The 18,638-nt window shown below is 54.2% G+C and carries 12 protein-coding genes; 5 read left to right on the top strand and 7 right to left on the bottom strand.

Annotated features, from left to right (window positions below; translation table 11 throughout):
* Positions 1-18: 18 nt before the first annotated feature.
* From SH139x_RS11515 to SH139x_RS11490, 6 genes are all read right to left on the bottom strand, one after another.
* On the bottom strand, positions 19-1,287 hold the full coding sequence (locus SH139x_RS11515; protein WP_488355358.1) for a glycosyltransferase family 2 protein: 1,269 nt from the start codon (positions 1,285-1,287) through the stop codon (positions 19-21).
* Entirely contained in the window at positions 1,278-6,674 is a 5,397-nt protein-coding gene (locus SH139x_RS11510; RefSeq protein ID WP_488355357.1) for a thioester reductase domain-containing protein, read from the bottom strand. Before SH139x_RS11510 ends, SH139x_RS11515 begins: the two co-directional genes overlap by 10 nt.
* Before the next feature lie 18 nt (positions 6,675-6,692).
* Positions 6,693-10,385, bottom strand: a complete 3,693-nt coding sequence (locus tag SH139x_RS11505; RefSeq protein ID WP_488355356.1) for a type I polyketide synthase — start codon at positions 10,383-10,385, stop codon at positions 6,693-6,695.
* 98 nt (positions 10,386-10,483) lie between these two features.
* On the bottom strand, positions 10,484-11,272 hold the full coding sequence (locus SH139x_RS11500) for a class I SAM-dependent methyltransferase (protein WP_488355355.1): 789 nt from the start codon (positions 11,270-11,272) through the stop codon (positions 10,484-10,486).
* Positions 11,273-11,275: 3 nt separating this feature from the next.
* Positions 11,276-11,785 carry a hypothetical protein gene (locus tag SH139x_RS11495; protein ID WP_488355354.1) on the bottom strand — a complete coding sequence of 170 codons (510 nt, stop codon included), beginning with the start codon at positions 11,783-11,785 and terminating at the stop codon, positions 11,276-11,278.
* A 6-nt stretch (positions 11,786-11,791) separates the two neighbouring features.
* Positions 11,792-11,935, bottom strand: a complete 144-nt coding sequence (locus SH139x_RS11490) for a hypothetical protein (protein WP_488355353.1) — start codon at positions 11,933-11,935, stop codon at positions 11,792-11,794.
* Positions 11,936-12,059: 124 nt separating this feature from the next.
* On the opposite strand from SH139x_RS11490, the gene SH139x_RS11485 reads away from it, so the two are divergent.
* From SH139x_RS11485 to SH139x_RS11465, 5 genes are all read left to right on the top strand, one after another.
* Entirely contained in the window at positions 12,060-12,860 is an 801-nt protein-coding gene (locus SH139x_RS11485; RefSeq protein ID WP_488355352.1) for an MBL fold metallo-hydrolase, read from the top strand.
* 58 nt (positions 12,861-12,918) lie between these two features.
* Positions 12,919-13,791, top strand: a complete 873-nt coding sequence (locus SH139x_RS11480; protein WP_488355351.1) for a hypothetical protein — start codon at positions 12,919-12,921, stop codon at positions 13,789-13,791.
* A 67-nt stretch (positions 13,792-13,858) separates the two neighbouring features.
* The gene (locus SH139x_RS11475; protein ID WP_488355350.1) at positions 13,859-14,830 is read left to right on the top strand and encodes a hypothetical protein; all 972 of its coding nucleotides are present in this window, start codon (positions 13,859-13,861) and stop codon (positions 14,828-14,830) included.
* 71 nt (positions 14,831-14,901) lie between these two features.
* The gene (locus SH139x_RS11470) at positions 14,902-16,941 is read left to right on the top strand and encodes an acyltransferase family protein (protein WP_488355349.1); all 2,040 of its coding nucleotides are present in this window, start codon (positions 14,902-14,904) and stop codon (positions 16,939-16,941) included.
* Between the two features lie 201 nt (positions 16,942-17,142).
* Positions 17,143-18,075 (top strand): metallophosphoesterase, encoded by a 933-nt coding sequence (locus SH139x_RS11465; RefSeq protein ID WP_488355348.1) that lies wholly within the window; start codon positions 17,143-17,145, stop codon positions 18,073-18,075.
* Here the strand turns inward: SH139x_RS11465 and SH139x_RS11460 are convergent.
* Positions 18,069-18,470: a hypothetical protein gene (locus SH139x_RS11460; protein ID WP_488355347.1), complete on the bottom strand. Its 402-nt coding sequence runs from the start codon at positions 18,468-18,470 to the stop codon at positions 18,069-18,071. The genes SH139x_RS11465 and SH139x_RS11460 overlap by 7 nt on opposite strands.
* Positions 18,471-18,638: the final 168 nt, after the last annotated feature.

The following is an 18,638-nucleotide window of genomic DNA, read 5'->3' as shown; positions in this document are numbered from 1 at the left end:
TTCTCGAATCATCGCCGCTCAAAGCGAATGCAGCGGACTCATTGTAGCTTGCGTCTGGTACGGATGATGCCCATCATGAACGACCGAGTTGTCGAGCTGAATTCGATAAGTCATCGCCCTCCAGTCAACCGTTTTGGCTAACATGGCTTGCAGCAGCAGTACGGGGTATAGAAACTGCAGCAGCGCGACTGCCAGCGGCAGTCGCAGCAAAGCCGTAGTCGATAACCAATTAGCGTCACGCCCAAGTGATTTCAGTCTTAGCTGCATCAGCATTAAGCCGAAGAGCAATGCCACTACCATGACAATCAGATACACCAGCAATCCCACGGCGAGTTGTCCAGCGGTAGCATGATGACCGCATGCTGTTTGCCAAACGCTGATTGTCAGCACCGCAAATGGAATTAAGCCGCTGGCGACCCCGTGACAGACCGTCCATTTCCAACTCGGGTGGTACAGGCGAGCCACGATTAACTGGCGTTTTATCCATCGCAGCAAGTCACCCATTCGACAATCCTCCCGATTAATCATAATCACGGAGGGAGCGAAAACCTGCCGGTAACCAAACGACTCCAAATGACTTGTCAGCATCGTATCTTCGCAGAGCCCTCGTTGCCAAAGCCGCTGCAAACTCGCGGGAACCACCGAACTGAGCGAGATGGCCAAAGACCCGCCCCAAGGAATTTGAAAACCAATCATCTGTGTCGTCGCTGCCGCATTCCAGACTAATCGAGTCAGCGCGGCAAGCGAGCAACACTGAGGATGATACCATCGAATTCCCGTGGTTAGTCCCACTGCCGAATCACGCAGCGGCGCGATCAACTCACGCAACCAACTTGGGTGCGTGATCACGTCGGCATCAGTCAGTGCAAGAAATTTAAAGTCCGGCTCCAGATCGTCGAGTACTTGCATGAGCGCCGCGTTCTTCAAACCACACGTTGACGGCGGATCACGAAGTACTTCCAGCCGTACGCGTTTGTCTTGCTGGACACCCGAAGCTTGAATGGCTTGCCAAGCTGGATCTTCTTCACTATCGACCACAATCCGCAAGTAGAAATCGCCGTAGTCTTGCCTCATCAAGCCTCGTAATGCGTCGACTAACAACGGATCATTACCTCGCAGACACAAGACCACCAAAGCGCGTCCCCACGACTCAGCAGGCTCGCGATTCCTAGTCGCTTGGCTACCAAAGATCACCTCACCAAAAATGGCTCGCACGGCGATCAACGCCAGGACTAGCTGCCACACCGCCAACAACGCGAGCGCGAAAAAGCTAGCAGTTATGAGCAAGATAACGGTCCTGCTCCAAGCGAAGCTAGCGACCCAATACGTTGCAGGTAACCGGCACCAGTTTCTAATAACCGGACGTCCACCGGCGGACAATCAATTCCGGCGGATTGCAATGTTCGTGCCGTCGATTGGCAAGACAAGCGAGGCATAAAAGCGATGTCAACGTCGTCTTCCAACGACTCTCGTAGCCTCAACATATCGGCCATCAGCTGAATTAAATGCTCATTGGATGTTGATGACTTCCCATAGGCAAGTAACTGTTCGTGCCAACGTTTCGGCGAAACGACTTCGATGCCAACATCAGACTTTTCAAGCCATTCCCTTAAAGCCTCCCCCCTCAAGGGAACCGGGTTCGTTAGATGATAAATTGCCTCACCGTCTCCGGACACTTGCGAGGACAGGTGCACGATGCCCCGACTCACGTAATCAACCGGTGTGGCATCCAGTTCCAGTTCGCTCAGGGGAACCGATCCAACTTTAATGCATGTCAAAATCAATGTATGCAATAAGTCATCTTCGTTTCCAATGCCCGTTGTACTGTCACCGGTGATGTGCCCAGGACGATAAATCCTTACGTCTAAGCCTCGTTGCCGAGCCTCACGCATTAACATCTCACCAACCCACTTGGTTTGCGAGTAGCCGTACAACAGCTGCTCACAAGGCGGTAAGCTAGCATCCTCCGCAACGATTTTGCCCCGACCCTCAGATGTGGCATGGACGGTATAGGTCGAGACGTAATGAATCGGCTTTAATTTCTCGCGACATGCGAGACGTAAAATCTCCCGCGTCCCGCCGACGTTAACATCCCGCAGCGAATCATAAGATTTTGCTAAATTCACGTCGGCCCCATTGTGAAAAATCACGTCAACGCTAGCGGCCAGATCGTCAAACTCCTGTTCGGATAGCCCAAACCTTGGCAGCGCGAGATCTCCCAACAACACGTCGACGCGTTCCAATAGCTCTGAGTGATCGATTCCATAGCGCTCGAGATTTGATGCGATCCTCTGCCGAGCTGACTGGATGTCTGATGCCCTTACCAAGCAGGTAACTCGCCCCTCGGCAGCCTTCAATAAATCGCCCAACAAATGAGCTCCCAAAAAGCCGGTCACACCGGTCAGAAAGCGATTTGATTTCTCATCCACGATCGCCCGCTGCGGTGCCAATGTAATTTGTTCATCCCAGCATGCGTCCGCTAAAAACGTAGCCCCCTGGACATTGCTCGCCGCATCGCCCCCGGCTTCTCCTTCGGGTACCATTGATGGCAGCAATAACTCCACCAGCGAGTTAATGCTCGGCCCCGTCAGGAGCCGGCTCATCGGCAAATTCGTAACCAATTCGCTCTCGATGCGGTTGACCAACTCAACCGCCATCAACGAATCCAAACCCAACCGCGTCAATGATAGGTCGGGATCGATTTCAGCGGTGCCAATCCCGAACACTCCCGCCACCTGCTCGATTAAGAATTGACGCAACAGCATCGGATGCTGCTGCCGCGGCGCCGATTTCAGCAGCTTCCTTAATGAACCACTGCTTTGTGACGGTTGTAAATTGCGAATACCCTCGTAAAACGGACTTTGTAATTTATACATTCCCGTCTGAGCGACACGTTCCCAATCAATTGGTGCCACTGCCAGTACATCGGTTTCCAATAACGTCAATTCATCTAACACCGCCATCGCCTGGGCTAGCGGCAACATCGCCAGACCCGTGCCTTTTAGGTATTCCGCCGTGGCAGTATTGCGATGAACAAAACCGGCCCCCTCGATGGCACTCCAATTGATTGACAGCGCATTCAATCCCATCGCACGACGATGCCGAGCCAACGCGGACAAAAACTCGTTTCCCGCGTTATAATGAGCCTGCCGGGGCGCTCCCAGCACACTGGAGATGGATGAGAACATGATAAAGTGCTCGATCGCCATTCCCTTTGTCGTATCATGAAGGTGCCACGCACCCAACGCTTTGGGATGTAGGACGCGATCAAACCGCTCAGTGTCCAGATGCGTGACGAAATCATCGTCAATGACCATTGCCGCGTGAACGACTCCGATCAATGGATAGTCGCCGGCATTTATTGCCTGAACAACAGCATCGACATCCTCGCGAATGGTCACATCGCCTCGTGTCTCGGTAATCGCAATCCCCGCCTCGCGTAGCTGTGCGATCTCCCTCGCTACGAGTTCATCAGGCCCGCTGCGACTCATCAACACCAACGAACGGACTCCACGTGTGGTCAACCATTTCGCCACCTCCCAGCCAAAACCCCGACATCCTCCAGTCACCAAAAAAGTGCCTTCAGCGGGGAACCGAGTCGCTAACTCTGTGCTGGGCCCGATGATCGGTTCGTCCCTGGGAATCGCGGCAAAGTCTAACACGTTCTTGCCTACGTGCTCCCCTTTGGCCATCGCCCGGAACGCAGAAATAACTTGCGAAGCTGAATAAATCCGATGCGTTAACGGACGATAAATCCCCTGTTCAAACGATGTTCGCAATTGATCCAGCAGACCGGCAACTGATGCGGGGCGTTCCACAATCCACTGTGCTAAATCGATCACGTGATACGAAACGTTATTCTTCAGGGCGGCTAATCTTAAGGCTCGATCACCATAAACATCCGCTTTGCCAATCTCCAAGAAACGTCCAAACGGCGCAATCACGGCTAGACTCTTGGTTAAATACTCACCAGCCAATGAATTAAGCACCACATCCACACCGTAATTGTCCGTGATTTCCATCACTTCATCGGCAAATTCAAACGTTCGCGAATCCATCACATGTTGCACACCGAGGTCACGCAACAACTCACGCTTGGCTGGTGACCCCGCGGTGGCAAAGATCTCCAATCCCATTGCCTGTGCGACCTGAATTGCGGCCTGACCCACGCCACCCGCGGCAGCGTGTATCAAGATCGATTCGCCCCTCCGCATTCGCGCTACTTGGTCGATGGCAAATCGAGCGGTCAAAAACACAGTGGGTATGGTTGCAGCCGCTGTCATTGAGATAGACTCTGGGCAACGTATCACCAAACGATGATCAGTCACCGCGTGGGACCGAAATGCCCATGGAGCGACCCCCACCACTCGATCACCCACCCGCAGGTTGTTGACCGCTGCGCCCACCCGTTCGACGACCCCAGCCACATCATCGCCAAACCAGAGTCGGTCGGGAGGATCTCCCGGATACATCGCCAACGCCTTCATCACGTCACGAAAATTGATCCCCCCCGCCTCAACTCGTATTTCCAACTCGTTTTCAGCAAGCACTTTAGCAGAGGTGGCGTTCCAAGACAGATCCTCCAATCGTCCCGCTCGCCGCATCTCCAATCGATAGTACGACGCGTTGACCGCCAGCGATTTGCGGCGCGGCTTCCATTTGGAAAGTTGCTCGCGTTGCAGGCGAGAAACGAAACGAACACCATCTCGAAAAGCAACATTCCGTTCCCCAACGTCAGTCATGATTTCGGCGAGCAAATCATCAAGCCAGAAATCACTTAGCCAGAGCGCATCGTGCCCTCTTTCCCCGGATGGCAAATCAATGGTTGTCACACCAAGGGACGGGGATTCATTTTTTAAAACCCCAGCAAACCCAGTGACCAGTGACCCAGCAAAACCGCCCACCTGGTCCTCATCACTGACAAGCTGGGAATCTTGTGTCAGCAAACAAATCCTCACGCGATCCATCAAATCTTCGGCATCGATCACCTGTGCGAGACGCATTCCACAGTGCACACCCGCGTCGATCGACCTCAAGAGTTCAGCGGTGTTAGCAACCGGGTTCACATCATCAAGACTCCAACCATGCACAACCAACCAGTCACCACCAGACTGCCATGGAACCATGGCAAACCTTTCCCGCCAATTATCGCCATACCGAATGAGAGTGACCTCCCCGCCAATTTCACGATAGCGTTTGGCAAGCTGCTCGAGCCTACCAGCTTGGTCGACAAAAACCAGTAGATGGGGCCTGCTGACGGCTTGCTCGGAGAGACTCTCCGGTGCGATCTCGCTATTCTCAGCGGGATCCCAGGCGGGCCGAGCCATGATCAATGCCATGCTGGAAATGCGGTCAGCGGTATCGGTTGCGATCACCGATACGTCTTTCCAACCGGCTTCACCCAGCAGTTCGCCCCATTGCTGACGATCGATCAACGGGCTCCAACTCCGCAACTCGCGATCCCTAAAACTCCACCATCCAGGCAGCAGGCCGAAAGTGTTGTCAATAAACGGCAGACGTCCCGTGATCTCATTCAACAACAACGCGCCGTCATCAGCAAGGCAATCGCGTAGGTGTGTGAGCGACCGCCGTAGATCCTGAGTAGCATGGAGCACGTTGGCGGCAATCACGACATCAAAACAGCCCGCTTCGATACCCTGCTGCAGCGGTGGACGTTCCAAATCGAGAATGCCAAATGTAACGTTCGCGTGCGCAGCAAAACGAGACCGAGCAGCGGACAAGAAACTTGGGCTGACATCGGTAAAGTGATACTCAAATTTGAGCGACTTTTCTGATGCCATCACCGTTAACCCGTCCAGCATCGCACTCGTCATCGCGCCCGTTCCGGCACCAACCTCCAATACCCGTAATGTCCTGCGGGCGGGCAAATTCTGTGAAAGTCGCTCGATCGCCGTTGCCAGCAATTCTCGATAGCTCGCACAGTCTGGATTACGAGTGTAGAAATTCTCTAACAAATGGCTCGAACCATTCGCGAACCCCCGGTCCAGGGCCTTCACATCGCCGCTTAGAATATCAGCCATACATGGTAAAAACGCCTGCCCAAGTTTAACATCATGGCACAATTCAGGACATTCAATTTCTACCAACCGCAACTGCTCGCCAACGTCAAAGGCGTAGAACTCTCTGAGCACCTCCCAGCGAGTCTCCCGAGTAGCAGCTGAGGAATTATCGGACACGCGTTTCAACCAGCCAAACTCTGCCAACCAGTGCAGTTGCGTGGCAAGCAACTCATGATATTGCGGAATAAAAACTTCATTGGCCAATAGTTCAGCTGTCGTGAATGTCTGGCCAATCGTCCAACCAAAACGACTGCCCCACCCCAATCGCACATAAGCGTTTTGGATGGAGGCGACCGTGAGCTCATTGATTCGCGGTGAAGCTACCTTGAAGTAGTGATCGAGCCCCAGTTTCTCAACGATGGTCTTTCGAGAGTCTGTAAGTTCGGCTAGCAAAGTACTCGAATCGGGAAATTGGCAAGAGCCATCGATGCGAGTTCCGGGCAAACGCTGTTGCCTCCAACCAACGCGATAGAAAATATCTTGTTCGAGGCTGACCAACCCGTCCGCCCTTGATGTCAATCTGCTGGCACCCATCGCCTTTGTGACGCGAAACTGCCGAATTTCAACCAGACGCTTACCGTCAGCGTTAAACACATCGATATCACAGCTGCGTTAATCCCGCTCGGTGGAAAAATTATGTGCCACAGCGATTAGCGTTTCCGAATCGATCTCTCGGCACAGACGGACACGACCAATCGACGTCGGTAGAAACAGGGATGCATTCTCCGAAGACTCAGAAGTCACACGCAAGGAAGCCTGAAAACAAGCATCCAAGATAGCAGGATGAAAAACATTCTTGCCGCTGTTAAGCTCCGCCCCAAATCGATGCAAAGTTTCAGGAACTTTTATTTCCGCAATCGTTTCATCTCTTTTAAATTGCAGTCTTTCGATCAAGGAAAACATCTCGCCAAAACCGTAACCGGCTTGTCGGAGCTGCTCATATAACTGATCGTGATCGAGCACCAAATCATCGATATCAACGATGGTTGATTGGGAAACAGCCAACGGCTTCGCAGGAACTTGCCGACTGAGGTTCGGCACCAATCGGCACTGTCCGTTAAAGTCCCAATTGATACCGTCATTGGAACTGTGGACTTGGATGGTAAGATCATCGGAGTTATAAACCACCTGCAATCGAGTATCCGCCTCAGCCGACACAAAAAGTGCAGCGTGCAGTTGCAGATCTTCAACCTGGTGCTTTTGATCTGGAAAAAGCACCTTGGCAACTGCCAAGCCAATTTCAATGTAGGCCGCGGCGGGAAAAACAATCGCATCCCAAATCTGGTGATCTTTCAGATAGGTCAACACGGCGGGATCAAGCACCGTTTGCCAAGTTGGCTGAGCGACCCTTATGCGAGTTTGCAACAGGGGATGGTCAGGTGGTGCTAGCCGCGAGGATTCGCTGATCGTGCTTAACCAAAATGTCTGACGATTCCAGGCGTACGCGGGCTGGCGAACAAACTCTCCACTAGCTTGATTAATTGCTTCCCAATTCAGCCCAAATGGTTTGCCGCTTACCAATCCACCATGAATGTGTAGTCTTGCGAGACTCGTGATTAATGATGTGGAAGCGTCTTGATGGCGTGAAAGCGAAGGCAAGGCAAGCGTTTGGGGACGGTCTTCAACGACCGATTCGATGGAGGTGCGCATCGACGGATGGGGTCCGATCTCCAAAAACACACTCGCGTGGCGGGCGGTGGCCGCCTCAATTGCGGCGCTAAACCGGACCGGTTCACGAACGTTTCGCCACCAGTATGCTCCATCAAGCTGCTGCGTGTCGAATAACTCTCCAGTCACGCTGGATATAAAGGGGATGTTTGCGGCAGCAGGACGCAGATCAGCCAAGGCAGCCTTTAATTCCTCCTCGATTGGATCCATTTGATGAGTGTGAAAAGCGTAGTCCAACTTTAACCAACGGACAAAGACGTCTCGACGCTCCAACTCGGCGACGACATTCTCCATGGCATCTCGGTTACCACCAATCGTGATCAGTGATGGGCTGTTAATTGCCGTGACAGCAAGCTGGCCCTCATACCCGCTCAACAGTGACTCGCCCTGCTGTGCCGTCAACCCGACAGCGGCCATGCGACCAAAGCCCCCCGTTCTGCCCTGCAATCGACTGCGGTGATAAACCAGTTTGACCGCATCAGCGAGGGACAGTGCCCCTGCCGTCCAGGCAGCCGCGACTTCGCCGACGCTATGCCCAATGACGCAAGCCGGCTCAACACCCCAGGATCGCCACAAGCGGACAAGTCCGACTTGGATCGCAAAGATCGCCGGTTGCGCAACGATGGTGAGATTGATGCGTTCGGGTGCATCGTCTTGCATTGCCTCAATAAGTGACCAACCTGCATACGAAGCAAAGATTTCATCGATTTCAAACAGTGTTTCGCGAAAGCTCGGCTCACGCTCAAATAACGTCCTGCCCATACCTGTCCACTGGCAACCTTGTCCGGTGAACACCATCGTGGGACCGCACGCCTCCGAGGGCTCCGTCGTCTCGGCAGTCGTTTTGCGAGAGTTTATTGCTTGACTTGTCGCTCCTTGAACGGCTTCTCCATAAACCCATTGCTTGCCTGCTGTGAGTTGGTTATTAGAAATCGCAGTTGCTGCCAGCCAATCCTGCAAACCAGCACTCAGCTGCTCGGCATCCAAACCCACTACCACCAGCCGATGCGATTGATGTTGGCGACGATCACCAGCGGAACTACAGAAGTCAGGTAACGCCCCACTGAGCTCTGATAAGGTGCGCAGGTAGGACTGGGCGGTCAAACGAAGGGCAGCAGCGTCATGGGCAGAGATGGGAAGCACATGGGGGCGATCAGCCAAAACTCGCGGTGCGTTCTGCGCCTGACTGGTAGATTGCGTCTGACTGGTAGATTGCGATTGCGCAGCAAATTGCCCAGCAGCGACGCTCGGCCTCTCCGCTACGGGAGCAGCAGCCAAGACAACGTGCGCATTGGTGCCGCCAAAACCGAAGGAGTTAACCCCAACGATCGGTGGTGTCCCGGCGGGAACGCTGAGCGGCGAGTTTTGGCGGACCACTCGCAGCCGCAGCTCGTTGCCATCAATGTGTTTGTTAAGCGATTCAAAATTTGCTTGGCCTGGTATCACTCCCCGTTGCAGCACTAACACAGCCTTAAGCATACCAGCGATCCCCGAAGCCGATTCCAAATGTCCGAGGTTCGCTTTGATTGATCCAATCAGCAGCGGATGATCTTGACCACGATGCTGCGATAGAACTTGACTTAGCGCGTTGGCTTCAATCGGATCTCCGACGGGAGTTCCCGTGCCGTGAGCTTCCACGTAACTCACGTCAAGGGGATTTACCCCCGCGTTGCGATAAGCCTCCCGCAGCATATCCGCTTGGCCCGCAGCGGAGGGTACTGTTAACGACGAGGTACGCCCATCGGAGTTAATCGCCGCTCCACGAATTACCGCGTAAATAGAATCTCCGTCGGCAACCGCATCGGCCAACGGCTTCAACAACAACAACCCCGCCCCTTCGCTGCGGACATAGCCGTTGGCCCGCGCGTCGAACGCCAAGCACTGACCGGTCGGCGACAACATGCCCGCCTTGCTAAAGCCGACGCCACTGTTGGGCAAAAATAACGAATTGACGCCACCGGTAAGGGCCGCGCGGCAAACACCGGATCGGATCGCATCCACCGCCATGGCGATTGCAACCAAAGCAGAGGAACATGCCGTGTCGACCACTAAGCTAGGGCCTCGAAGGTCTAACAGATAGGATAAACGATTGGCCAGAATACTGCTGGCACCCCCGGTATTGGAATGCACATCAAGCCGCAGGAGATCTTCGAGTTGAGCAGTGCCGTAATCGTGGCTGGAGGCACCGACGTAAACACCAACCCGTTGACCTCGCAAGTCGTTCGGCCGCACTCCGGCGTCTTCAATTGCCTCCCAAGCGATTTCCAGCAACCACCGCTGCTGCGGATCCATGCGTGCCGCTTCGCGGGGCGAGATACCCCAAAACGCCGCGTCAAACTCCTTCGCACGCCGAACAAAACCACCCCAACGACTGGCAAGTCGTCCGCTTGCAGAAGCGTCTGTGTGATAAAACCGCTCTTGGTTCCAGCGATCCGGGGGCACCCCTCCAACTGCACTGCGGCCCTCCAGCAACATTCGCCAAAGTGAATCAAGGTCATTGATTCCCCCCGGCATTCGCAACCCCACGCCGACAATCGCGATCGGCGACTCAAGCTTACGTTGCTCTTTTCCAAGCAAACATGTCTGACCACCTATGTCAGCTGGTCTCGCTTGGTCTGGGCACAAATCAGTATGCATTAAACGATGATCCTTCCCTAGATGTAAAACGCTGGCAACCCCAAGGCCCTCAGAGTAACAAAATCATTGGGGTTTGACCGCGCCCGATCAGTGCCGTTTTATCTTGGCCTGAAAACACCCCCTCCAGAGGGTTCCCAATTGTTTTTCTTTGGAACCGAGAATGTCCGAAAATGATTCCACTGGCGTTCATCCTCACCAACTTTGCGAAATACCGCTGTGTTGGGAATCTCCAAATATGAAACCTCATAATCAGATCGATTATTCATTACAAACTGAACCACGGTCTCAACTGGAGCATAACGTGCATCGTCGAGCACCATGTAACCACCGATCGCCATTATGGCATCAGCCAGATAAAAGTCGGCAAACACGGCATCGACGCGATGATCACCATCAATCATGACAAAGCCAGTTTGCTCGGGAGCCTTGGCACTTGCAATCGCTGCCATACCAAATTGCGAGCGCATTTCCAAGCGTCGAAAATGCTCTCCGCATTCATCTTGCAAAAAACGTTGTGCTATGAAACCCGCGCCATCCGGCAGACCATAAGGGTCGAAGATCCGATGTTCAAACGGAGTCTGCTTTTCCAAGCGGGACGCTAAAATAATTGCCGCGGTTATCCCCATGCCAAACCCAACCTCAAGCGACAACGTTGTCTGGCAGCCCGCAGCAAGCCAAGCAATCAGCGCCACCTGCTCAACTGGATTACGGACTAGGCCCAGCGGTTCGCTGTGTCCGCGGCCATCCATGAATATACCGCTATCCAACGCTTGCAGCGCATGCTCGGCAACCTTCTGCCGAGCCGCCAGCAACAGCAAGTTCTCCATTCGCTCTTTCGCCGCAGGAACTCCCCAAGATCCAAGTACCTTTTCTCGCTTGCTCTTCATGGACTACACATTTCCTGGCTCTTTGAGAATCCATCTTGCTGATAGAAACGAGAGCACGATGATCACAATTGTGGGGAGAATCGCCAGGAAAAACGCTGGCATATGCATGGGATGGAGCCATAGCAACCAAGAGGCGAGACAACACTGCATCAAAGCCGTCAAAATGGCGATTGACCGCAAGTAGGCCCAGTGAAAGTGAACCGCCAAGTAGAGAATTGCGAGCATAAACAGCACGGGGAGATAAAAATAACCGTAAAAGCGATCCATCGGGGTCGAAGAAATTAGCAGCATCGAAATACCCGCATAGCCGAAAAAAGCTAACGCAAGGCCCACCGTAAGCCAACGCGACGCAACCGGACGCGACGACATCGGAACTACTTGGCCGCCCACAGGAGCGGGTGCCGCGTAGGGGTTTTTGTCTCTCTCCACCATGGGATGCTCGCGCTGGCAATAGTCTAACCCCGAACCGACCGAATCATCGTGACGGGGCGGGGCCCACCATACTTTGACCATACTTTGTCAATGCTCAACCATCACATTCCGTTCTTGCAACAGCGAAAACTCTGCTTCAAGGCGTTTTGCCTTTGCCAACAACACTTCCTGGAGAGAGTCGAAGACGATACCGACTGTTGATTTATACGCCAACGCGGTGGCGGCTGCCATCCTTCACCCTGCGGCATGGGGGTGCAAAGCGAGTAAACCACGTAACTTACCGGCACTTTGGTGGTCGTTTGAAAAATACCCCCAGCGACTTTCCGGCGGCAATCCAGAGCGATAAACTATCGCAATGGAAATCATCACCCTGCAATCCGGAAGTTCCGGCAACTGCGTGTTCGTGCGTAGCGGCCATACGTGCCTGCTTTTCGACGCGGGAATCAGCGGTATCAAAGCCGAGTCGCGATTGGCTAGTTTTGGTTACGACATTCGCGACTGTCACGCGCTGGTGCTCTCGCATGAACACAGCGATCACGTCAGCGGAGCGGGGGTGTTTCATCGCAAATTTGGTTTGCCAATTCACGCGAATTTGCGCACCTGGAACGCGACACGAGCCAAGCCGTCAACCGGTCGCATCGGTGGTCCAAACCATTTCGAGTCGGGAAAACCGTTTCAAATTGGCACGCTGCGAATCGAGACATTAGCAACGCCCCATGATGCCGTCGATGGGGTCTGCTTCGTCGTCGAAGATACCGAATCCAATCAACGATTTGGCTTGCTCACCGATTTGGGGCACGTGTTCAATGGGTTGCAAGAAGTCATCGGCACCTTGGATGCCGTCTTAATCGAGAGCAATTACGATCAGGAGATGCTGCGATCGGGGCCATACCCACAACGCTTGAAAGATCGCATCTCTGGAAAGCGTGGACACATCTCTAACGATGACGCCGCGAACCTGTTGGAGTGGAGCGACCGAAGTCGACTTCAATGGGCTTGCCTGGGGCATTTGTCTGCGGAAAACAATTCGCCCGCAGTTGCCATGACGACTCAGCTTGACCGGCACGGAGATCGCTTTCCGATCTTTTGCGCTGACCGCGACGGGGCCACCCAATTGCCGATAATCAAACCGAACATGTTCGCATGCTCGCGTTGAAAAAAGCAACATGTTGGAAAACTCATTGCCTGGTATCTATACCCCCACCTCAATCTCCATGTCTGTTTACCCAACTCAAGGATTCATCGAGAAGCGATCTAGAGGAGCGTCGCTGCCGGTCGTAATTCTAATGGCTTTGGCGATTAATTCGACCGACATTTCTGCCGACGAAGGAGTCGCGGAAAGCTGGCGGCGCGAACAGTTGCAGCAAGTCGCTGAGAAGATCCAGGATGCCGAGTCGGAAGACGAGCGACTGGAGTACCTTGCCAGACAGGCTTGGCTTCGTCGCTGGGAACCAGGCCGTATGCCGCCCGGGCCCGCACGCTCAACATCGCCAGCGAAGCTAGTCGAAGAACCATTGCTGAGCGAATTAAGCAGACCAGCAGAGCTTACTCCTGATGCTTGGCAACAGCTGACTTCAGCTCAATCGGAATTACTAGCGATCGATACCGACGATGATCGCAAGGAAAATTTACGAGCGATCATCGATGCCGCGAAACAGCTCGAAGCGTTGCTCTCCGACCAACTTACTCCCGAGTTGCAGCAACTGCCAGCGCCGACAGCCTGGGTTCTTGCCCACACGCGTTACCGACTCGGCCGGGCCTTGGCCTACCGTGAGCTACCAGCGGTCCGCCAGCGGTGGCCAATCTCAATTCGGGCGAGCTATGAAGCACAACTCTCAGCGGCTTACCAACGATTACTCCATCAGACAAAAACCGTTCGACCCGAGTTCATTTTGCTGGAGGATCGCATGTTGCGACGAGCGGGGAAGAAGGGGCGAGCATTAGAATTGCTGGAAGCCAATCAAATATGGATTGAGCCGAAATGGTATCTTAAGAAGAGACGCGATCTGCTGCTCGAGCTCGGCTGGGAGCCGCCCCACAAAGAAGCAGCTCGTCTCTATCTGCAAGCGGGTTACGACGATGAATGAACTCAATCAGCCGCTCGCTTGCTAGCAATGACACCCCACCCCGCAAATTGCTCCTGGGATCACTTCCATGCAGAATTATTTTCAACTCAACCAACTCCTGCTGACCGCAGCTAGCATTGCGTTGACCTTCGGTGTGCCAACTGCAGCGGACGCTCAGACCGAAACACCCATCAGGTTAATCAGCGAGAGCCCCTTGCCAACCGGGCAGGGGATCGCAGCGAAGTTCGCGAGCGATCAAGCCATTTCTAATCACCCGGCAGTCATCTTTGCCGACGATTTCGAATCTGGAGCGTTGGGTGCGAAGTGGGATGACATCAGCAACCGAGGCGGAGCCTTGGCATATGTCGACGAATCAGCAAACCCAACTTCACGTTCACGGACTGTGCTCGGCAACCGTTCGCTGAGGGTGACCGCGAACTTAGGCAAGAACACCGGCGGCGGATTTACGAAGTGGTTTGAATCTGCCGATCGTCTGTTCATCCGCTTTTACACCAAGTTTGATGAAAACTGTGATTACGTCCACCATTTCTGTACCCTGCGAGCCAACAAATCACTCCATGGCGGAGAGCGTTGGAGTGGATTCGGCGGAGCGGGGGAGCGCCCCGCGGGTGATGAACGCTTTTCGACGGCAATTGAACCTTGGGGAAATTGGGGCAAATGGAATCCGCCTGGTCGTTGGAATTTCTACAGCTATTGGCACACGATGAAGGCGAGCCCCGATGGCAAGTATTGGGGCAACGGAATTCGTCCCACCTTGCAACCCAACATTGAGCGTGGTGAGTGGATATGTGTAGAGTTCATGATTAAGCACAACACGCCGGGCATGGACGATGGCGAGCAGGCGTATTGGATTGACGGCGTGCTGTGGGGACACTGGACGGGATTTAATTGGCGGACCAGCCCCACGCTTTTCGCGAATGCATTTACACTGGAAAGCTACGTGACCGATCGTTGGACAAAACAAGCTGAGAACATTGTGTACTTCGACAACGTCGTGATCGCCAAAGAATATATTGGTCCATCAGGCACCAAGCCGTAGCTGCCCACTTCTGAGATCACTCTCCACAAGATTTCCTGCTTGGCAATACATGGCCGAAGAGCCTACGAACAATGCAATCGCTGATCCAAGACTTTCGCTACCGTCCGGAGATTGATGGACTACGGGCGATCGCAGTGTTAGCCGTTGTGCTCTACCACGCTGGCTTGGGGTTTACCGGCGGCTTCGTTGGTGTCGATGTATTTTTTGTCATTTCAGGTTTCTTGATCACGTCATTGATCCTGAAGGACCTCGCGGCTGGCACGTTCACCCTGGCGGGATTCTGGGAACGTCGCATTCGTCGCATTGTGCCCGCTCTGACATGTCTCGTGTTGGCAACGCTGGTGGCCGGTTGGATCGTGCTGCTGCCAGCCGACTATGCGGAGTTGGGCCGGTCGGCCTTTTTCCAGGGGCTGTTTACCGCCAACGTTTATTTCTGGCGGAGCTCTGGCTACTTTGACGGGGCCGCGGAGGAAAAACCGCTGCTGCACACCTGGTCACTGGCGGTCGAGGAACAGTTTTACTTTGTCTTTCCATTGTTGATGGTCGGCCTGGTGGCGCTGCCAATGTTTCGCGGGCGAGGACCGCTGGTTTCGTTGTTTGCTCTCTGCATTCTGCTCAGCCTGGCCGTCAGTATTTGGGGAGTAATTAATCGACCAGTCGCCGCATTTTATTTACTCCCCACGCGCGCTTGGGAACTACTGCTCGGCGGGTTGATTGCTCTGCTACCGGCACCACGTACTGAGGCGGGCGTCACTGCTGATGCGAGCGCCAATGCTGGTGCGAGTGCTACTGGTCGCTTGACAGTTCTCAATGGATTACGCGAGGCCTTGGCGGCGGTATCGCTGTTGGGAATTTTGGGTCCCTGTTGGTTTTATACTTCAGCCACTCCGTTTCCGGGGCTCGCTGCGGTGTTGCCTTGCGGAGCCACCGGACTTTTTATTTGGGTAACCAGCCAGCGACATGCGAAGACACAGTTGCCGATTGCGGCCAGAGTCCTATCGGCCCGCCCGATAGTGTTCGTCGGCCTGATCTCCTATTCGTTTTACCTTTGGCATTGGCCAATGTTCTCGTTTAGTAACTATCTTTCGACGGAACCACTATCGTTTGGCTACCGCTGGTTTTTGGTCTTGGCGGGCTTTGTGCTGGCAGTCCTATCGTGGCGATTTGTGGAGCAGCCTTTTCGGCTCAGGCGACATTGTCAGACACGCCGCTCGACCTATGCCATGGGGGCTGTGGCAACGGGGTTTGTGATCATCGGTGGATTGACGGTTCAATCCAGTCACGTGCTACCGCAACGCTTCACACCCGAAGCACTTGCTTACGCCAAGGGGCAAGGCGATGCAGCGTTCCTGCATGAGTTGCAGATTTCAGACGCGGTGACGGGTCGACTAACGCGGCTCGGTGCTCCGGACCCCGCAGCTCCGCTCGACTGGTTGGTCTGGGGCGACAGCCACGCGATGGCGGTAGCACCAGCATTCGACCAATACTTGAAGGCGCGTGGGATCGCTGGCCAGGCAGCCACGCATTCTTGGACCGCTCCGTTGCTGGGCTATTTTAAAGGGTTAGATTTTGGCATGGGGCTCGACTCACTTGAGTTCAATCAAGCGGTCTTCGAGCATATAAAGCGGCGTAAGATAAGCAACGTGGTGCTAGTCGGTGCTTGGAGCGGTTACGAGCACGAGACCAGGGAGCATCCCAGCAGCGACTCGTTCGAGTCAGCACTGGTTGCGACGGTCCAAGCGATTCACGATGCGGGGGCACGGCCCTGGATCATGCTGGAGATACCATCACAAGGATTTGATGTGCCCAAGGTGCTCGCGCAATATGCGATGGCTGGTAAACCGATTGAGCCGCTGTGCGCCAAACCTGCCCCCGAGAGCTATTCCCTCGTCAACGCACCTGGTCTCCTTGAGCAATTGCGAGCGGCCGGCGGCACCATCCTCGATCCACGTCCCTATTGTCTCAGCGAAGACGGTACATACTACCGAGCTGCAGACGGAGGCACTGCGCTGTATCGCGATGCGGGCCACCTCAGCACTCACGGTGCAGCCGTCATCGTCCTACCCCTACTTGAAGACTCAATCCCACGTTCACAGGCACCCGCACAGTAAACTGCTAAACCTACCTCCTCTCGTTCCCAGGCTCCTGCCTGGGAACGCACTGCAAAGCAGGCTCCCGCGTGCCACACCAGCCTGCAACCCCGCGGCACTCAAAACAACCATGACTTCCTCTCACACCGACAAAACCTTACGATCTACTGAATCAAAGCAAACAACAAAAAGACCAAAGAAAAATCCCGACGGAGTTTAAGTTTGACCGGCTACGACATCATCGGCGACATCCACGGCCACTCGGACGCACTCAAAAGCCTGCTGGCTAAGCTGGGCTACGAGCGGCATGGAGAAGGCTATCGGCATTCAGAACGTCGAGTCGTATTCGTCGGGGACTTCATCGATCGTGGACCAGCAATTGGTGAAGTCGTCAAAATCGCGCGAACGATGGTGGACGCTGGGAATGCGTTCGCGGTGATGGGCAACCATGAATACAACGCGATCGCATTTCATACGCCTGAGCCGGGTAAAGCTGGAAAGTGGTTTCGGCCGCACTCCGACAAGAATTTAAAACAGCACCAAGCGACGCTCGAGCAACTCTCGTCGCAAGAACTTGGCGAAGCGATTGCCTGGTTCAAAACACTTCCGGTAGCACTCGAGATCGACGGGATCCGCGTGGCTCACGCGTCATGGCAAACACGAGACATCGACTGCATCAGACGAGCGCTGACCGGTGCTGGAAATTTTACGCCTGAGTTCCTTGTGTTCTCCGAACAGTCTGGCATTGAACTAAACAAGGCGATCAATCACGTACTGAAAGGCCCCGAACTACAGATGCCGGCGGGACACTGGATCATCGACAAGTCTGGAGAGCGGCGGGGGACCGTGCGGATCAAATGGTACGAAGAGGGTACTGGCCGAACGTACCGTCAACATCATCTGGGAAGTGATGAAGTACCTGAGTTGAAAATCTCCGCGGACGCTTTGTCAGAGTTTGAAGCATATCCGGCTGAGCATGCTCCTGTATTCGTCGGCCATTACTGGCTGACCGGAACGCCCAAGCCGTTAGCAGACAACGTGGCTTGCACCGACTACAGTGTTGCCAAAGGGGGAAAGTTGGTGGCGTACCGCTGGGATGGCGAGCGCAGGCTCAGCGCCAACAAATATTTGTGGGTCGACAATCTCAATCAATAACAGATGTCCATACGCCCAGACTCATCCCCAAAGATGGCTGACTCTTCTCCAGCAATGGCTTGTTCTCGAAGCCAAAGATCGTGCGCGGCTTCGATATCGCCAGCCAGGTAGGCGGTGAATGAATCGGTGTAGGAATGCCAATGTGCCTGCTCTCGCGCCAGCTGCTCCGCCGCAAGCTCTCGCCTGCGTTTCTCTTTGAGTCGAGCAACCTCTTGATCTGCGCGCTCGCGGCAAGCCAAATAGTCTGGATCGATTTTGACTCCCAGCATTTGCAGTTCAATGGCGGCACATCGCCAGTCAACGGCAAAGTGCTTGCAATAGCCTCGCACGATATTCTTGCCAGTGTAGGCAGACAGCCATGACCTAGCCGCAATCAAACGACCGGCACGCTTCATGCGTTTTACTCTCGGTGGTAAAGCTTTTTTCTTTCGTTTACCCATTTGGCTCACTCCAAAGCCAAGTTGATCGGAAGGTGCGCGGCAGTTACGAGTTGCCAATCTTAACAAATGAAATCGAGGTTTCCAACTCTCGCCTCAGCGAATCAGAACGCGAACATGATCCTG

Origin of the sequence: Kothea flammea, from assembly GCF_052161645.1 — a bacterium.
GTDB lineage: Bacteria > Planctomycetota > Planctomycetia > Pirellulales > Pirellulaceae > Laterigemmans.
Note: the sequence above shows the minus strand (reverse complement) of the source record. Positions and strands in the feature narration are given on the sequence as shown.